This window comes from Anaerolineae bacterium (assembly GCA_016931895.1).
Taxonomy (GTDB): domain Bacteria; phylum Chloroflexota; class Anaerolineae; order 4572-78; family J111; genus JAFGNV01.
Genome location: JAFGDY010000133.1, coordinates 1 through 19,492, shown reverse-complemented (window position 1 = coordinate 19,492; position 19,492 = coordinate 1). Strand labels below are relative to the sequence as shown.

Annotated in this window: 9 protein-coding genes; 7 read left to right on the top strand and 2 right to left on the bottom strand. The window is 57.5% G+C overall.

The annotated features are described in order from the left end of the window. Nucleotides 1-117 precede the first annotated feature (117 nt). Entirely contained in the window at nucleotides 118-9,819 is a 9,702-nt protein-coding gene (locus JW953_10130) for an amino acid adenylation domain-containing protein (GenBank protein ID MBN1993050.1), read from the top strand. A 52-nt stretch (nucleotides 9,820-9,871) separates the two neighbouring features. Here the strand turns inward: JW953_10130 and JW953_10125 are convergent, their stop codons facing one another. Beyond that, entirely contained in the window at nucleotides 9,872-12,196 is a 2,325-nt protein-coding gene (locus JW953_10125) for an extracellular solute-binding protein (GenBank protein ID MBN1993049.1), read from the bottom strand. 343 nt (nucleotides 12,197-12,539) lie between these two features. Beyond that, nucleotides 12,540-14,276 (bottom strand): hypothetical protein, encoded by a 1,737-nt coding sequence (locus JW953_10120; protein MBN1993048.1) that lies wholly within the window; start codon nucleotides 14,274-14,276, stop codon nucleotides 12,540-12,542. A gap of 338 nt (nucleotides 14,277-14,614) precedes the next feature. Between JW953_10120 and JW953_10115 the strand changes: the two genes are divergently transcribed. The 6 genes from JW953_10115 to JW953_10090 form a co-directional block, all read left to right on the top strand. Then, nucleotides 14,615-15,082 (top strand): ABC transporter substrate-binding protein, encoded by a 468-nt coding sequence (locus JW953_10115; protein ID MBN1993047.1) that lies wholly within the window; start codon nucleotides 14,615-14,617, stop codon nucleotides 15,080-15,082. Between the two features lie 128 nt (nucleotides 15,083-15,210). After that, entirely contained in the window at nucleotides 15,211-15,384 is a 174-nt protein-coding gene (locus JW953_10110) for a hypothetical protein (protein ID MBN1993046.1), read from the top strand. A gap of 488 nt (nucleotides 15,385-15,872) precedes the next feature. Further along, nucleotides 15,873-18,635 carry a helix-turn-helix transcriptional regulator gene (locus JW953_10105; protein ID MBN1993045.1) on the top strand — a complete coding sequence of 921 codons (2,763 nt, stop codon included), beginning with the start codon at nucleotides 15,873-15,875 and terminating at the stop codon, nucleotides 18,633-18,635. Nucleotides 18,636-18,783: 148 nt separating this feature from the next. Then, nucleotides 18,784-19,014, top strand: a complete 231-nt coding sequence (locus JW953_10100; GenBank protein ID MBN1993044.1) for a hypothetical protein — start codon at nucleotides 18,784-18,786, stop codon at nucleotides 19,012-19,014. 66 nt (nucleotides 19,015-19,080) lie between these two features. Continuing rightward, nucleotides 19,081-19,251, top strand: coding sequence for a hypothetical protein (locus JW953_10095; protein MBN1993043.1), 171 nt, complete (start codon nucleotides 19,081-19,083; stop codon nucleotides 19,249-19,251). A gap of 32 nt (nucleotides 19,252-19,283) precedes the next feature. Next, a partial coding sequence (locus JW953_10090) for a hypothetical protein (GenBank protein MBN1993042.1) occupies nucleotides 19,284-19,492 on the top strand: 209 nt, incomplete at its 3' end.

Sequence of the window (19,492 nt, the reverse complement as noted above, 5' to 3'; positions counted from 1 at the left end):
AGGTCGGCGAACAAATCACCATCAACTACAAAAGCACCACAGAAAAGCTGGCTTATCCATTATTTCAGTGCTACTGTGGGTCGCCCCACCGTTTAGGCTGGATAGAGTAGAGGCGTGATGCCCAAATTCAGTTGTTTTATTATTGGTGAAACCACCCTGCTCATTCAATGCGCCAAAATTCTGCTCCGGCGCGGTCACGAAATTTACGGCATCATCTCGCCCGATGCGACGGTCAATGACTGGGCCAGGGCTAATAACCTCCTTTGTGCTGAACCAGCCGCCGACCTCGTTGCCTTTATGAGCCGGCCCTTTGATTACCTGTTCAGCATCGTCAACTGGCGCATCCTGCCCAAAGAGGTTTTGGCCCTGCCTCGTCGTTACCCCATCAACTACCACGACGCCCCCCTGCCGAAATACGCCGGCGCGCATGCTACCTCTTGGGCAATTATGCAGCGAGAAACAGACCATGCCGTCACCTGGCATGTTGTGACCAACCTGGTTGACGCCGGCGACATCCTCAAGCAGCGGCCCATTCCCCTGGCACCCCATGAGACCGCCTTTACCCTCAATGCCAAGTGCTACGACGCCGCCATCACCTCCTTCACCGAACTGGTCGAGGAACTTTCCTCCGGTCAGGCATCGCCAATCAAGCAAGATTTGGCCCGGCGCGCCTATTTTCCCCTTTACCAAAGACCGGCTGCCGGCGCTGTTCTCTCCTGGAACCAGACCGCTCACGATATTGACGCTCTGGCGCGCAGCCTGGATTTTGGTCCCTACCCTAACCCGCTTGGCCTGCCCAAGATTGCCGTCGCTCAGGAGTTCATCATCGCGCCAAAAGTTGAGACGCTCACCTCCAGGTGCGGAGTCCCGCCGGGCACGATTACCGCCATCGAGCCTGACTCAATCAAAGTGGCGACCACCACTTACGACCTCGCCTTCCATCACATCCTGACCATTGACGGCCAGTCGCTCTCTATACCCGATGTCGTCGCCAGGCTCAAACTGGGTCAAGGCTCTCGCCTGGCCGAGCTTGCGCCGGACACAGCGCAACGCCTGACCAGGCTGAATGAGACCCTCTGCCAGCATGAGCCGTTTTGGGTGGAACGGCTGGCCGATTTACAGCCTGTCTCCCTTCCTTATGCCAGGCGAGGCCCACTTAAGCAAACTAAACAGACTCCCAAAGTCTTAACGCCGCTATCCATCCCGGAGGAGGTCGCCGCTTTTGCTCAAACCTGGCCCCGGGGAGAGCTTCTGCTGGCTGCGTTTGCCGTCTACCTGGCCCGTGTTGGCGGGAGCGGCTGTTTTGATTTTGGCTTCAGGGACGCCAGACTGCGGCGTGACCTGGCCGGATTGACCGGCTTTTTTGCCCCCCTGGCGCCGCTGCGGGTAAATATTGGCTACGAGCAAAGTTTTGCCGACATTTTCGACATCTTGCAGGCAGAGACAGCCTTAGTCAGATGCCGTCAGAGTTATGCCCGGGATATTATAGCCCGATACCCCACCCTGTCATCGTCGCCGAAGACAGTGGCAAGTCCGCTCGCCTGGCCGGTCATTGTCGAACAGGGTATAGACCCGGATAACGATGCCCCCCTCCCTGGCGCCGAACTGACCCTCGCCCTCGCCCCGGACGAGTCTCGTCTGGCCGGTTATTGGCTCTATGACCCGGAGATATTGGCCGAGGAGAGCGTCAAGACGATAGACCATCAATTTATGGCCCTGCTGCAAGCCATCGCGCGTAATCCCCGCCAGCCTATCGTTGACCTGCCCCTCCTGAGCGACGAAGAGCGTCGTCACCTCCTGGTAGATTTAGCCGGGTCAGACCTCCCGGCGATGGATTATCCCCGCCAGCGCTGTCTCCATCAATTATTCGAGGCCCAGGCCGGCCGCGCGCCTGAAGCCGTCGCCGTGCGTTTCGCTGACCAACAACTCACCTATCACGAACTGAATGGCCGGGCAAATCAGTTGGCCCATTACCTGCAAGCGCGGGGGGTAGGGCCGGAGGTGGTGGTAGGAATTTACGTGGAGCGTTCTTTGGAAATGATGGTGGGACTGCTGGGCATCCTCAAGGCCGGAGGAGCCTACCTGCCGTTAGAGCCGGCCTATCCCCAACGGCTGGCCTTCATGCTGGAGGACAGCGGGGTTTCCATCCTGCTTACCCAGGCGCGATTGCGGCCGGGACTGCCTGAACACCAGGCGGAGGTAGTATACCTGGACTCGGATTGGGACCTCATCAGCCGGGAGAGCGCAGCCAACCCGGTTAGCCCGGTCGAGCCTGAAAACCTGGCGTATGTGATTTATACCTCGGGTTCCACGGGCCGGCCCAAGGGGGTGCAGATTTGCCACCGCAGCGTTGTACACCTGCTTGAAACCACGCGCCCCTTGTTTGACTTCAACGAGGAGGACGTTTGGACCGTTTTTCACTCTTACGCCTTTGATTTCTCAGTCTGGGAAATTTGGATGCCTCTCGGTTGCGGCAGCCGGCTCGTCATCGTTCCCACCCAGGCCATTCAGTCGCCGACGCTGTTTTACGACCTGTTGCGTGCCGAGCAAGTAACCGTACTCAATCAAACCCCGTCGGCGATGCGCCAACTGATTCACGCCCAGAAAGAGACTCCCCCCACCGGGTTGGCCCTGCGCCTCATTGTTTGCGGGGGCGAAACCTTTCCCGGCGAAATGCTGCCCGCTTTGCTTGAGTGGAACGCGCCGGTCTGGAATTTTTACGGGCCGACCGAAGCCACCGTCTGGGCTGCTATTCATCAGGCTAAAGCCGCCGACGCTTTCCTGGCCTCAATTCCTATTGGCCGTCCCCTGCCTGATACGCAACTCTACATCTTGGACAGCCGGTTGCAACCTGTGCCCATCGGTGTGCCCGGTGAGTTATATATCGGCGGAGCCGGCCTGGCCCGGGGCTATCTCAACCGGCCTGACCTGACCGCCGAAACATTCATTCCCAACCCATTTGGAGGGATAAAGGCGGAAGGCGGAAGGCGGAAGGATGAAAATGGTCTTTCCTCATCCTTCATCCCTCATCCTTCATCTCTTAACCCTCATCCCCCCTCTCTGCTCTATAAAACCGGCGACCTGGCCCGCTACCTGGCCGATGGCGTCATCGAGTTTCTGGGGCGGCTTGACCACCAGGTCAAGATTCGCGGTTTCCGGGTGGAGTTGGGCGAGATTGAAGCGGTGTTGCATCAGCATCCGGCTGTGCGAGAAGGGGTAGTCCTGGCCAGGGAAGATATTCCCGCTGAAAAGCGGTTGGTAGCCTACATCGTTCCCGGCCAGTCGCCGGCCCCAACCGCCAGTGAATTACGCGCTTTCTTGCAGGACAGGCTGCCTGATTACATGCTGCCTTCGGCGTTTGTCATGCTGGACGCCATGCCCATGACGGCCAATAAAAAATTGGATCGCCACGCCCTGCCGCCGCCTGGCCGTTCTCGTCCCCCTCTGTCCGGCGGCTTCGCCCCTCCCCGCACTATCGTCGAGGAACTGCTGGCCGGCTGGTGGGCTGACCTGCTCGGTCTGGAGCCAATCGGCGCCCACGATAATTTCTTTGAGTTGGGCGGGCATTCCCTGCTGGCAACTCAACTCGTTTCCCGCTTGCGCGACACCTTCCAGGTCGAGGTGTCTCTATCCACTCTGTTTGAGACCCCTACGGTCAGCGGCCTGGGCAACGCCCTCATGCTGCTGCGCCAGCGCAGCGTCAATGCGCCGCCCATCCTGCCTGTTTCAGCGGCGGAAGCGCTGCCTCTTTCGTTTGCCCAACAACGACTATGGTTTCTGCACCAGCTAGACCCCGCCAGCGCTGCTTATAACGTGCCGACGGCTATTCGCCTCAGCGGCCCACTCCAGGTGGACGCGCTGGCGCACAGCCTCAACCAGCTTGCGCAGCGCCACGCCGCCTTGCGCACGACCTTTACCGTAGTGAATGGGGAACCGGCGCAGCGCATTGCCCCCACCTTGACCTTACCGCTGCCGGTGGTGGACCTTTCCCAACTGCCCGCAGCCGAGCGAGAAATTGAGGCCCATCGGCTGGCTACAGCAGAGTCCCGGCAACCCTTTGACCTGGGGCGAGGCCCACTTTGGCGGACGACGTTATTACGATTGGCTGAACAGGAACACATCTTCCTGCTAACTCTCCACCATCTCGTTTCTGATGGGTGGTCCAGAAAAATCATGTTCCAGGACCTCTCCACTCTTTATCGGGCCTGCGCCGCCGGCCAGCCCTCTCCGCTGGCCAACCTGCCCCTCCAATACGCCGACTTTGCCCTCTGGCAGCGGCAGTGGTTGGCGGCGAGACCGGAGAGTGACGATTTTCCCCTCCGGCCCCAACTGGATTACTGGCGGCAGCAGCTTGATGACCTGCCCACTTTGCAACTCCCCACCGACCGACCTCGGCCGACTACGCAAACATTCCGTGGCGCAACCTATACGTTTGTCCTGCCCGGCTCGCTGGCCGAGTCACTCCGCGTCTTGAGTCAGCAGGAGGGAGTTACTCTTTTTATGACCTTATTGGCCGCTTTTCAAACCCTCCTGCATCGTTACACCAGCCAGCTAGACATTCCCGTTGGCTCGCCCATTGCCAATCGCCGCCACCGCGAGGTTGAAAACCTGATCGGTTTTTTTGTCAATACCCTGGTGCTGCGCGCCGACCTGTCTGGCAATCCCACCTTTCGAGAGTTGCTGGCGCGGGTGCGCCAGGTCGCCCTTGATGCTTACGCCCAGCAAGACCTTCCCTTTGACCAACTGGTCGAGGTGCTTCAGCCGGAACGCGACCCTGGCCGGCACCCCCTCTTCCAGGTGATGTTTAGCTGGCAAAACGAGCCACCCTTGCAAGCCCTGGCCCTGCCTGGCCTGACCGCCGCCTGGCTGCCGGTTGACCCCGGCGCGGCCCAATTTGACCTTTCTCTGGAATTGATTCAAGAAAGCGAGGGCTTGAGCGGGGCGTTTGAATACAATACCGACCTGTTTGACCCGCCGACCATCGCCCGGCTGGCCGGGCATTTTCAAATGCTGCTAAAGGGTATCGTGGCCAGGCCGGATGAACGTCTATCGGATTTACCCCTGCTGTCCCAGGTCGAACGGCATCAACTGCTGGTGGAGTGGAATGGCCTGGCCAGCTACATCTCCCCCCCCGCTCGTTGCCTGCACAAGTTGTTTGAGAGCCAGGCCGAGCGCACCCCGGCTGCGGTCGCCGTGATTTGCCTTGGACACCAGGCACCCGAGCTAACCTACCGTGAACTGAATCGGCGGGCCAACCAACTGGCCCACTATTTGCAAAAGTTGGGAGTCGGGCCGGAGACGCCGGTTGGTCTCTGTTTCGAGCGTTCCCCGGAGATGGTGGTGAGCCTGTTGGGTATCCTCAAGGCCGGTGGGGCTTACCTGCCCCTGGACCCGGATTATCCTCCAGAACGACTGGCCTTTATGCTGGCCGATACCCAGGCCCCTATCCTGCTCACTCAACAGCAGATTGCGGCTAAAATCGAAAATCTAACATCTAAAATCGCGCCTCTCAGGGTCATCTGCCTGGACACAGCAGGGGCCGTCATTGCCCGGGAAAGCGTGGAAAATCCGATGAGCGGGGCTACGGCTGAGAACCTGGCTTACATAATGTACACCTCCGGCTCCACGGGTCAACCTAAAGGCGTAATGATTGAGCATCACTCTTTGGCCTGGTACGCCAAAACAGCCACGGCGATGTATGGGTTAACGGCCAATGACCGGGTTTTACAGTTTGCTCCCATCAGTTTTGACATTAGTGTGGAAGAAATATATCCCTGTCTAACCTGTGGAGCGACGTTGGCGTTGCGCGCCGAGGAAATAGCCGGCTCTATTCCTGCTTTTCTGGAGGCGTGTCGGCAGGGAGGCATCACGGCCCTGTTTTTGCCGACCGCCTTCTGGCACGAACTGGCGACCGGCCTGGCTAACGAGCCGTGGCGACTGCCAGCCTCGTTGCGACTGGTCAGCTTTGGCGGCGAAAAGGTGCTGCCAGAGCGAGTGGCAGCTTGGCGCCGGGCCATCGGCAACCGGGTGCAATTGATGAACGGCTACGGCCCCACCGAAACCACTGTCGTTGCGACGCTCTGCCAATTGTCAGACACCGCCGAAGCCGCCGCCTGGTCGGCCTCCTCGATTGGCCGGGTGATTCCCGGCGCGCAGGTCTATATCCTCGACCAAAATTTACAGCCCGCGCCGGTCGGCGTGCCTGGCGAGTTGCACATTGGCGGCGAGGGAGTAGCGCGTGGCTACCTCAATCAGCCCAAGCTGACCGCCGCCAGGTTTATTCACAACCCATTTACAGGGGATGAAGGCGGAAGGATGAAGGCGGAAGACGGGGAGATTAATTTCATCCTTCATCCCTCTCTCTTCTCTCCTCTCCCTTCTCCCTTCCCTCGTCTGTACAAGACCGGCGATATGGCTCGTTACCGGTCGGATGGTACCATCGAATATCTGGGCCGCTTTGACCAGCAAGTCAAAATTCGAGGCTTCCGGGTTGAATTGGCCGAAATCGAGGCCATCCTGGCCCAACATCCTCAGGTACGCGAAGCGTTAGTCATCGCGCAAGCAGACAAGGCCGGCCACAACCGCCTTGTTGCCTACATTGTTCCGGCTCAATCACCTTCGGCCACTCAACCCTTAACCTTCAAACGTGACCTCCACCACTTTTTGAAAGGCAAATTGCCAGAGTATATGCTCCCCGCGGCGCTTGCGCTCCTGGAGGCGTTACCGCTAACCCCAAACGGCAAAGTAGACCGTCGCGCCCTGCCGGCGGTTGACCTGTCCGATTCCGCGCCGGTGGAAAGTTTTGTCGCGCCGCGCAACCGGGTCGAGCAAATTCTGGCCGAACTATGGGGCCAGGCGCTTGGTTTTGAGCGGGTGGGCATTGACGACAACTTCTTTGAATTGGGAGGGGACTCTATCCTCAGCCTACAGCTTATCGCCCGGGCCAACCAGGCCGGCCTGCGGCTCACTCCCCGCCAAATTTTCGAGCGGCAGACGATTGCCGGGTTGGCCGAGGTGGTAGACACCGCCGTCGTCATCGAGGCCGAACAGGGGCCGGTAACAGGCCCGCTACCCCTGACTCCCATTCAATGTTGGTTTTTTGAGCAGAACTTTGCCGCGCCCCACCATTGGAATATGCCGGTGCTATTTGAGCTTGAGCCGTCTCCTGAACCAACCCTGGTGGCCCAGGCCATTCATCACCTCCTCTGCCACCACGATGCGCTCCGGCTTCGTTTTGGGCGCTACGACCCGGCCGGCTGGCAGCAAATAAACGCCGACCTTGAGGAGGATGCCAGCGTTGTCCCTTTAATCGAAACCGATGTGTCAACCCTATCCACGCCGGAGCAAGAGGCAGCCATTCGAGCCGTGGCCGAGGAATTGCAGGCTGGCTTGAACCTATCCACCGGGCCGCTGCTGCGGGCCGCTCTGTTTCAGCTTGGCCCGCAAAAGGCGGCCGGGTTGCTCATTGTTGTGCACCACCTGGCCGTTGATGGCGTTTCCTGGCGCATTTTGCGGGAAGATTTACAGATGGCTTACCGCCAGCTTGCTCAGAGTGAGCCGTTGCGGCTGCCAGCCAAGACCACTTCGTTCAAACAGTGGGCCGAACTGTTAAGCGAGTACGCCCAATCCGACGCCCTGCGCGCCGAAGCTGCCTACTGGCTAAACGAATTACCGGCCCAGGCGGCCCGGCTGCCGATAGACTACCCCCCCGCCGAAAATACCGAGGCCTCGGCCCGAGTGGCGTCGGCGTCGCTCGATATTGAGGCTACCCACGCCTTACTCCACCAAGTTCCGGCCCTCTATCGCAGCCAGGTCAACGAAATATTGCTGGCCGGCCTGGCCCTCACCCTGGCCCGCTGGCTGGCGGCCAGAGGTATGGATTTGAAGCCGCTATTGATTGACCTGGAAGGACACGGCCGGGAGGAAATTGGGCCTGGCCTGGACCTTTCGCGCACCGTTGGTTGGTTTACCACCCTCTTTCCCGTCTCCCTGCGCCTGGCGGTAGACGCTTCGCCAGAGCAGGCCATCCAATTGGTTCAACAAACCCTCGCTCGTATCCCCCGGCGCGGCCTTGGTTATGGCTTATTACGCTACCTCAACGGCGAGGCCGACCTTGCCGCCCAATTACGAGCTTTGCCTCAAGCCGAAGTAAGTTTTAATTACCTGGGTCAATTTGAACAGGCCCCGCCGGCAGGCGACTTTCGCCTGCTGCCGCTGTCCACGACTCGCCGGCTGACCGGGCCGGCCCGCGGCCCCGCCAACCACCGCAGTCACCCGTTAGAAGTTGACTGCTACATTGCCGACGGCCACCTCTACGTGGATTGGACCTACAGTGAGCTGGCCCATCAACAAACCACCATCGCCGCCTTGGCCGACAGCTTTACCACTATCTTACGCTCGCTGATTGCCGCCGGTCAAGCCGGACAGGGCCGGCGTTATATGCCGCTCGATTTTCCATTGGCCCGGCTCGACCGGCCAACGATCGAGCAATGGGTCAACAACCCCTCCATCGAGGACATTTACCCTCTTTCGCCCCTGCAACAGGCTATGCTGGCGTACACTCAGGCCGCGCCCGGTTCGAGCGTTTACCGGGTACAGTGGGCCTGTACCTTGCACGGCCACCTGGATATTGCTGCCTTTCGACGGGCGTGGCAGCGCGTGGTAGAGCGTCATCCGATGTTGCGGACTGCTTTCATGTGGCAGGGTTTGGCTGAACCGCTCCAGGTGGTGCATCAGCAGGCCAGCCTTCCCTGGGAGTACCACAATTGGCAAGAGATGTCTTTAACCCAACAGCAGGTAAAATTAGCCGAGCTGTTACAGGCCGACCACGCCCGCGGCTTCGACTTGACCTCTCCCCCGCTCATGCGATTGACCCTCATCCAAACGGGGGCCAAAACCTGCGAGTTTATCTGGAACCATCACCATTTACTGCTGGATGGCTGGTCAACTTATCCCCTCTGGCGCGACGTCTTTACATTTTACGAAGCGTTTTGCCGGGGTGAAATTCCGCCAGCGACGCTCCCTGCTCCACCCTATCGGGCTTACATCGCCTGGCTGCGAGAATTGGAAACCCTAAAGGTCTCAAAGACCTTTAGGGTCTGGAAACCTCAGAATGACTTACTGCGGCCTGCCGACTATGACGAACAGCAACTTCGGTTGTCCCCGGATACAACCAGCCGGCTACAATCCTTTGCCCAACAGCATCACCTGACCCTGAACAGCGTAACTCAGGGCGTGTGGGCGCTGCTGCTGCGCTACTACACCGGCCGGGATAGAGTCACCTTTTGGACGGTGGTTTCTGACCGGCCAACGGCAGCCGATTTTGAGATGATGGTTGGCTTGCTGATTAACATTTTACCCGCGCCAGTGGACATTTCTCCGGCGATGCCCCTTATCCCCTGGCTGACCCGCCTTCAGCAGCAACAGGTTGAACTGCGTCAGCAGCGTGAGCATGACCCGCCTTTTATCCTCTCTCCCGGTGAGAGAGAGAACTTTAACCCTTTGTTTGAGAGCCTGCTCCGCTTTCAGAATTACCCCGTGAGTCCCGTGCTCACAGGGGAAGAGGTCGCCCCAAAATCGGGTCGCCGCCCGGAAATCCGTAACACGCGTTGGATAGACCGGTGGCCTTATCCGCTCAACGTCGAAGTCATACCGGGGTCAAGATTGTTATTGCAGATTAGCTATCAACAGAATTCCTTTAAAAAAGAAACGATTCAACAGATATTGAACCGTTTCCAGCGCTTATTGGAAGCTTTTATGGTTAATTCCCAGCAATCCCTGGCCGCCTTGTTGGGTCTGCTTGAAACGGAAGGGACGTAATGCATGAGACTTCCGAGGTTTTGAAAACCTCGGAAGTCTTCCCAAAAGATGGTTACTTCTTGGTTACTTCAGCCTCCAACTTTTTCGGGATTTCGATGTTGAGTTGTTTAATCTCAGGCGTCAGAGCCGGGGACCAGCGGATGTTGTCGAAATCCTGCTGGGGATAGCTTTCTTTAATTAAGGCGATTTGCTCCTTAGGCAGATAGTTTACCGCCTCGTCAACGGCCGACAGGTACCCACTGCTGCGTACCAATTTACCGGCATTTTTAGGTTCAAGCAGGTAGTTAATCCAGGCGTAGGCCGCATTCAAGTTCTTGGCCCCGGCCGGGACGGCAAAAACGTCAATAAAACCTATTGCCCCTTCTTTGGGGGCAATGAATTTAATATCTGGATTTTGCCGGCTTAACAACCAGCCGGTGCCGTCCCATCCTTCGGCCAGGTAGGTCTCTTCCCGCAGCATCAGGTCAATATTCTGCTGGCGCGTATTCCAGTAAGTTCTAACATTACCCCGACACTTCATCAGGTAATCCAGCGATTTTTCCATAATTTTCTGCCACTCGGCCGGGTCATTGGCAGCGGCATATAAGTCGTCGCCCAGGCCGTAGGCTGTGGCCACAAACATAGCGTAACGATAGCGATACGTCACCCGGCCGGCGTATTTGGGGTCGCATAACTGAAGATAAGAGGTGATGGGTTCCTTGACTTTGGCCGTGTTGACAATCAAGCCGGTAGCGCCCCAGGTAAAGGGAACGGCGTAAGTCTGACCATCCAACGTGGCGTGAGTAGCTACCTTCTCCCTAAGGGTAGAATTTACACCGGCCAGCTTTGAAATTCGATTGATCTCAAACGGCTGGTAGATGTGGTATAACTGCTGGGCCACCAACACCTCGGCCGCTGTCGGTTGGGCCAAATCCCATCCCCCTCCGTTTTCGCGGAGTTTGCTTATCAATTCGTCGTTGTCTGAAACGTAGGTAACTTCCACCTTGGCCCCGCTAGCCTGCTCAAACGCCTGCTTTAAATCGTCAGGCGCATACCCTTCCCAGGTCAACAGGCGCAGGGTCTGCCCGGAGAGATTGGGCAATTCGGCCAGGCCGGCCACGTCAAAGCGGGCAGTAATGGCCTCTACGTCAACCTGACGCGTCCGATTTTCGGCCACAAGCCGCAAGTTTTCAACCATTTCGGCATTAATCTCCTCCAACGCCGGGGTGAGGGGGGGAGACCATTTGATGTTATCAATGGCTTCTGGCGGTAAGCTTTCTTTAATTAAGGCCGCGCGGTTTTTAGATAAATAATTGATGGCCTCCTCTACCGCTGGCATATAGCCGCTGACCTCGGCCAATTTGCCCGCATTTTTGGCCTCGTACATGTAGTTAATCCAGGCATAAGCTGCTTCCAGGTTGTCGGCCTGGGCCGGAATGGCCAGGGTATCAACCCACCCCAAACCCCCTTCTTTGGGAACGACATACTTGATTTCCGGTTTGGATTGGCTCAACAACCAGCCGGTGCCGTCCCATCCTTCGGCCAGGTAGGTCTCTTCCCGCAGCATCAAGTCAATACTCTCCTGACGACTGGTCCAATAGGATTTGACATTGGGGTCGCACTCAACCAGATAGGCCAGGGCCTCTTCCATAATCTTTCGCCACTCGTCCGGCTTATCGGCTGCGGCGTATAGGTCGCGGCCCAGGCCATAGGCCGCCCAAACTAAGGTAGCGTAACGATAACGATAGGTGATACGGCCGGCATACTTGGCGTCACACAATTGCCGGTAAGAAGTGACTGGTTCTTTAATTTTGGCGGTATTGACAATCAGGCCTGAGGTACCCCAGGTAAAGGGTAGACCGTATTGGCTGCCCTCCACCGTGGAATACTTAACCACCTGTTCCTTGAGGGAGCCAATCACCTTGTCCAGATTGGTAACCCGGGCCGTATCAATAGGCTGGTAAAGTTTATAAAGTTGCTGGGTCAGCCCCAATTCAGTTAAGGTTGGTTGAGCAATATCCCAACCCTTCTGCTCGTTTTGGAGTTTAGCCACCAGTTCGTCGTTGTCTTCAATGTAAGTTATTTCGACCTTGGCTCCGGTGGCCCGCTCAAACGCGACGACCAACTCATCCGGGGCATAACCATCCCAGGTTAAAATATGGAGCGTCTGCCCGGACAGGTCGGGCAAATTAGTCACGCCCGCCGCCTCAAAGGCGGGCGCTGGCGCAGCCGGCTCTGTGGCTACTCCTCCGGCCGGAGCGGACTCGACTACTGGAACGGCGGCCGGGGTGGCCGTGGGGATAGCTTCAACTGTCGCCGTCGTATCGCATTGAGCGGCGACCAACGCCATCATGAGCATGGCTATAAATAAGGTAACTCCCTTGTAGTTTCTTAACATTTTCTTTTTCCCCTGGACACGGTATGATATTAGATATTCAGATAGTGTTTTTGAATCTGCCGTAGTGGCGGCAGCTTTGGGGAGGTCAGGAACTAAGTTCCTGGCTTACCCGGTCAAAATCTTTGTCTGAAAAACTATAGTTTTGTGAGTGAATAAAAATAGAGGCAACTCATTAAAGTATACCATAAGGTAATGATTTTAAAAATAAATCCAATGGTAATGGCGCAGCTTCCCAGTGGAAAAATGATAAGAATGGGACTTGCCAAACAACGAGCGCCCTCCCGGCTCGCCGGGAGGGCGCTCGTGTTGTGCAGTACAGGCCGCAAAATTGACACTCTGATGGTTACTTGTGCGCCGCCTGGACCTTGATCATATACAGTTGCTGCTCCGGCTTGAGCGGGCAGGCTGAGATGGGCTGATCTTGTGGGCAGTTGGCGTCGGGCGAAGGCTGCCAGTCCACGTTGACCAGTAACAAGGCCTTATCGCGGGTAAAAGCCATCGCCGTGCCGGTGGGACCATCGGCCTGGTAGGTGGGATTTTCGGTCCAGCCGGCCAGCGCGCCGCGTAATTGATTCATCACTTCGGGCGCGCTTTTGAACTCTAAACCCGTGCCGCTGGCCTCAAGCGCACAGCCCAGGCCGCTTTCGCCGCTGATGAAATCGGTGAACGGCGCGGCAAAAGACTGAACAAAGCCAACCGATGCGGCGGTTATCAAATCTTGGTTCAACTGGTTGCACACCGGGCGGGAAACAGGCTTGTAAGCCATCTGGCTCCACACCCCCTGCGCCGCGATAAGCTCCAGCGTGTACAGTTTTTGTTCCGGCTTGACATCGCAGGCCGAGATAGGCTGGTCTGGGGGACAATTGGCGTCGGGCGAAGGCTGCCAGCTTGAGCTTACCATTAGCCACTGGTCGTCTTTGGAGAAACTATAAACAACGCCCGTTGCGCCGCCGGCCAGCATACCTTCATCCGCCCACCCGTTGAGCGTGGGACGAAGCTGGTCAAGCGGAGTTTGCGCCTCGGCCCACTGCGCCCCGGTGGCGGAGGCCGTCAGCGCGCAGCCGACGCCGCCGCTCTTGCCGCCGTCGTTAAAGGCCTTGCTGGATTGGGCGAATTTGACGCCCAGGGCCTTTTCCGCCGCCGCACCAATGGCGGCGCAATCAGGCGCGGGCGCATAGGCCGGGTCCTGCGTTTGCGCGTTCAAGGTATAGCTGGCATTGCCGCGCGTCGGCCCGACGTCGATAAGATACTCGCCATCGGCGGGGACGATCCAAAAGCCGCTGGTAGTGTCCGTGCCTTCTTCAGTGCCGGGCCAGGGCGTTCCCTCCGACGTCTTGAGGGAGAACGCGGCATTGGATTCTAACGCCGTGAGCTGAACCTGCAACAGTTCACCTTGCATCAAGCTCAACGGGTAATAGTCGCGCTGGCCGCTGACGACGGTGCCCGTCACTTGCACTGTCATCGGCCCGACATCGAAACGAAGAGGTTGATTGCGCGCAATAATGGGGGGCGGTGCCAGTTGATACCAGAAATCGGCCAGATAGCCCTGGGGGTCTGCCTGGAAAATCTGGCGGATGATTTCCGCTTTTCCGGTATTGCACTTCCACTCGTACACGGTGGCGCGTCCGGTCACCACAGCCGGGATGTTATCGGCGGTCGGATTCGCCTGGCAAAAGTCTTCCATAGCCGAAGTGGGCGTCTTGGATAGGTCAGCTTTTTCCCCGCACGGCAAATTGGCGCCCACGTGGCAGACCCACACCTGGCCGTTCATGCAGCGCCACTCCATCGCCATTTGGATATCCGGCGGCATGTCGGGTGGAACGATACCTTGCTCTATCGCGTTTTGCGCAACAGAAGCGGGCAACTTGGGGCCATTGTAGCGCGCGTCCGGGGCGTCAATTGATCCCACCGCCGCGCAATAGGCAAAGGGATCATCCAATACCGCCGCCACAGTTGGCGGTGCGCTGGTTGCCGCGGGCGGCGGCTGGGAGATACTGGGGGGCGCCGGCGCAGAACACGCTCCAACGAACAAAACAATAAGTAGAAAAATAACCAGGGTTGATTTGATGGGGGTATACATAATTTGACTCCTTATCAAGTTATAGATTGTTCACTATCGGCCGTAGGGTGGGAATACCTTTTACGCTGTAATATTAATCGCTGGATTAAAAAAAGGGAAATTCTTGTTGTATAATAAAGTATCTTGGCTGGTTTGTCAGCCCCAATAATTGGGGGGGTTTTTAACTGGACACCGATTATGCTTAATTCAACGTTTTGCCGGATTAAGGCAATCAAAAATAACCAATTTTTGGTATACCGTTTCCTTCCATTTCTGATAAAATAATCACAGGGCCAGATAAAAATCCAAATTCATTTGATAACCACATAAATTCAAAACGTGCGGCAGGAGGTCATGCGATGACATCGAAATTAAACCGGCGTTCTATCGGGTGGGTTGTAGCGACTCTGGTTTTGCTGGTCGTGGTTGCAGCGGTCGGCTGGTTTGTCTTCAGGCCGGACAACGAGGCCATCTACATTGCCGTAGTTGGGCCAATCAGCGGGGAAGATGCCAGCTATGGCGAGGAGCAGATTCAAAGCGTGACGCTATGCATGGAAGAGATTAATCAACAAGGCGGCGTCAATGGCCGGCCGATAAAATTTATCACTTTTGATGACCAAAGCGACGAAGCGCAGGCTACCGCCGCCGCGCAACAGGCGGCTAAAAGCCAGGCTGTGGTGGTCATCGGCCACATTTTTAGTTTCACTTCGCTCAAGGGCGGCGAAGTTTACCGGCAAGCGAGCCTCCCGGCCATCACCGGCGCTTGTATTCGCCGTATACGACGACGCAAATCGATCATTGAAAGAATCACTAAAGAATCTGCATAAGCATGGCAAATGACCCACCAGGCGATGCAACTTTGTTTTTTGATGAGAGCGATGATTTCCTGGGTGATACGGGGTTCGCGGTTCTTCTTCCGTGACTTGTAGCGCCAGTAGAGTTGGAATAGCTCCCGATGCCATCGGATCAGGGTATCAGGTTGGACGATATGCAGGGCTTGTTGCCAGAATTGGGTGCAGCGAGCCAGCAGCACCAGGCGAAAACGGTCGCCATTGGTCAATTGGGGACGTTTGATCTGGCGGTTGAGCACGATGAGTTGTTGGCGGAGCCATCGCGTTTTCGGCGATGAGATCGGCCTTGCTGCGGGTCATATCTGTCAGCGAGGCAGCGACGAGCATAGTGGTGGTCGGCTTGACCCATTGTTTGATCCGGCTACCGAAGTTGTTGCAGAAAGTGAAAAGGGATGTGAGCATACGGAAATGGTCTCCCCGTATCTTGTCGATTTTTTCGCATGATACTTGATTTGGATCATATCAGCACATCAGAACCGGGCGGATGAGCTAAGTAGCCAAGACAGATGCGCTGGAGCCGAGGTAGGACGCAAGCGATGTTAGCCCTACGCAATGTCCTGCTCAGGGGTCGCCAAGACAATTGCCTCTTGACCATGCCGTTCACTTGATGGTATCATAGTCACGCCAGATCGCTTGCCTCTGGCTGGTTAACGGCAATGGTTGAAATACCCCTACTTTGCCCGTGGAAGTGAAGGCTGTACAGATCATAGATGATGCAAATCAGGGAGCATGATCGTGTTCTCCCATTATCACCGGAGATTGCCGTATGCAAAAGACCAACACCCTCATCCGCACAAAGCTGCACTGGCCCTTCACCCGGTCAGAGTTGGTCCCCCGGCCTCGGCTTCAAGCGCGGATCACCCAGGGGCTGCACGGCCCGCTGACGTTGATAACCGCCCCCGCCGGTTTTGGTAAGACCACCCTGGTGGCTTCTTGTGTCGCCGGTTGTGATATGCCGGTAGCCTGGCTGTCTCTGGATAAGAATGACAACCAGGCCGGACGCTTCCTGAGTTATCTGGTCACTGCCCTGCAAGAGGCTGATCATACGGTCGGCGGCGAAGCTGCCCAACTTGTAGCCGCGGCCCCACAAGCGCCCCCCGAAGCGATCCTGACCAGCCTCATCAACAACCTGGATGCCGCCGGCGGCGAGATGGCCCTGGTGTTGGACGACTACCAGTTTATCAGTAACCAAACTATCCACGAGGGCATGACTTTTTTGCTCGACCACTGTCCCCGAACCTTCCATCTGGTCATTGCCAGTCGCTCTGACCCTCCGCTTCCTTTAGCCCGCTTGCGAGCGCGCGGCCAGGTAATTGAAATCCGGGCCGCCGAGCTTGGCTTTACAGAGCCAGAAACGGCCCAGTTCCTGAACAAGGTTATGGGTCTCGGCCTGGATACCGGAGCGGTGGCGGTACTCAAAAAGCGTACGGAAGGCTGGATTGCCGGCTTGCAGATGGCGGCCCTTGCTTTGCAAGGCGCGCGCTCCATGCGCGATCGTGAAGATGTAACCGGGTTTATCAAAGGTTTCTCCGGCACCAATCGCTACATTCTGGACTATCTGTTGGAAGAGGTTTTGGCCGGCCAGCCGCAGGAAATCCGGCATTTTCTTCTGCATACCTCAATTCTGGAGCGCCTGACCGCCCCCCTGTGCGATGCTGTGCTGGCTGACGAGGAAGGATTTAAGAGCCAATCAGTCTCCATTCTGGAGTACCTGGAACGAGCCAATCTTTTCCTGGTTTCTCTGGATGATAAGCGGATCTGGTACCGTTATCATCACCTCTTTGCCGATCTGCTGCGCGCCCGGCTTCATCAGGCGGAACCTGATCGGGTTGTGCGACTCCTGACACGCGCCGCCGCATGGTGCGAGCAGCAGGGGCAGGTTGCCGACGCCGTGGCTTACGCGCTCGCCGCCCCAGACTATCACCGGGCCGCCGGCCTGATCGCCAAAAACTGGCACCACACGGTGAACAAAGGGGAGATCGAAACCGTCTGGTCTTGGCTGGAAGCCCTGCCCAAAGACGTGGTCAAGAGCAGCGCGCTGCTTAACCTGGCCTATTGCTGGGTGCTATGGTTTAGAAGCCGGGTTGACGCGATTGAGCCGCACCTGACCGATGCGGAGAACGCGCTAAACAAACAGGTTGAAAGATTGGGCGCGGATGACGCGGCCTACCCCGATTTACCCGCCCATCTCGCCGCTATGCGGTCAATCGTTGCCCGCTACGACAATAACTTTGAGGTCGCGATTGCCTTTGCCGAACGCGCTCTCTACCTGGCCCCCGAGAATTTGCCGTCGCCGGATAACGCCCTGCTGCGGACGGTGATTTTTATGGCGCTGGCGTCAGCCTATGACGGCGCAGGCGATCTGGAGAAAGCTGGCGATGCCTATGCCGAAACCATCCGCTGGAGCCGCCTAGGGGCAAATGCCGCCGGGGTGGCCGGCATGACTCACCGGCAGATCGGGATATTGTGGTTGCTGGGGCGTTTGCGGGCGGCGGACGAGGCGTGCCGGGCGGCCTTAAGCTACTTTGAGGAACAGGGAATGGCTCGCCTGCCGGTGGCCGGGATCCTGCACTTGAGGATGAGCGAAGTATACCTGGAGTGCAACAAACTGGAAGCCGCGGAAGCCCACCTGGCCCGGGGAATTGAACTGGGTAAGTGGAGCGGGCGTTTTGACGCAGCGCTGAACGCGGCGCCGGCGCTGGCGCGTCTGAGGCAAGCGCAAGGCGACGCCAACGGCGCGCTGGCAGCCGCGCAAGAGGCGGAAGCGGCGTTGGGCGAATCGCCATCCCCCTTGTGGCGAGCTGAACTGCTGGCGCTCAGGGCAAGGATACTGGTCCGGCAGGGAGCGCTGACTGAAGCCACACGATGCATTGAGGGGGCAGCACGCCTGGCGGAGCAAGATCGAGGATTGATCAGAGAGATGGTGAGGCTCGCCGGGGCCAGGGTAATGCTCGCTCAACGCAATCCCGACAAAGCCGTTGCGGAATTGACGCAAGCGCTCGCCGCGGCGGAAGAAAGCGGCCGGTTTGGCGCGGCGCTTGAATTGCGCATCCTGCGCAGCCTGGCCTTTCTGCGTCGGAGCGATACACCAAAAGCGCAGGCAGACCTTGAGCGCGCTCTGGCTTTGGCCGAGCCGGAAGGTTATGGGCGTATCTTTATTGACGAAGGCGGGCCTCTGCAAATGTTGCTTGCGCAGTGGCTGATCCATGCCGGCGCCGGCCCTTTAAAGGATTACGCCACCCGGCTGCTCTCCCAATTTGATGCCGAACCGCAGGCGGCCGCGCCAACCCCGGCCACCGGCGCTCTCCCGGTAAGCTATGGGGAGAGCCTTGTTGAACCACTGAGCCGGCGTGAGGTGGAAGTTCTCCAACTCATCGCCCTGGGCCAAACCAATCAGGAGATCGCCCGGCAGCTTATCATCTCTCCGGGCACCGTCAAAGCCCACACCGCCAGCATCTATCGCAAGCTCGATGTCGCCAACCGCACCGAGGCGGCGGCGCGCGCCCGGCAGTTTGGCATTCTTCCCTAAAAATTCCCCCATTCTGTAAATACCCCGGCGCGGTAAACGAGTTTACCGACCCCTAAACCCTGCAAATAAACCCTGGATATCCCGTTTGGCAGATGCGGGCTTCCTGGCCGTGTGCTAAATTATAGTCAGTACTCAGCAGGAGGCTGTTATGCCGGAATATTACGAGATCAAAATCAAAGGCCATTTAGACCAACGCTGGTCGGAATGGTTTGCAGATTTACAATTGACCCACCTGGCCGGCAATGAAACCTTGCTTTCCGGCCCGCTGCCCGACCAGGCCGCTCTCCACGGCCTGCTTGAGCGCATCCGCGATCTCAACCTGACCCTGGTCTCGGTTACTTGCGGCCATCCACCCGCCGGACCTTTAGACAAGGAATAATGCGGCGCGTTTTCCGGCGCTACCGTTTTGACTATTTTAAGTTTACATCAATGAAAGGAAACGACAATGAAAACCAACCAAACCTCAAAGACATTTGCTTGTGAGACCTGCGCCTTGAGGCAAAAGGCTGAAGCCAACCCCACATCCTTGATGGCGCGGCTGTGGCGCTGGCACACCGGCTGGTGCCCCGGCTGGAAAGCTTACCAGGCTCATCTGACTGAACAAGCAAAACCATAAGTAAAGGATTTTCTAATCGAAAGGAGAATATTATGACAACCATAAGAACTTTCATCAAAAAGCACCCGGTGTTGACCTACTTTGTCCTGGCGTTCGCTCTCTCATGGGGCAGCGTCATCCTCGTACTCGGCGGAATCCCGGGTCCCAGGACAGGCAACGAGGAACTGTTACCATTCGCTATGCTGGCGATGTATGTTGGCCCCAGCGTAGCAGGCGTTCTGTTGACCGGTCTTGTTTATGG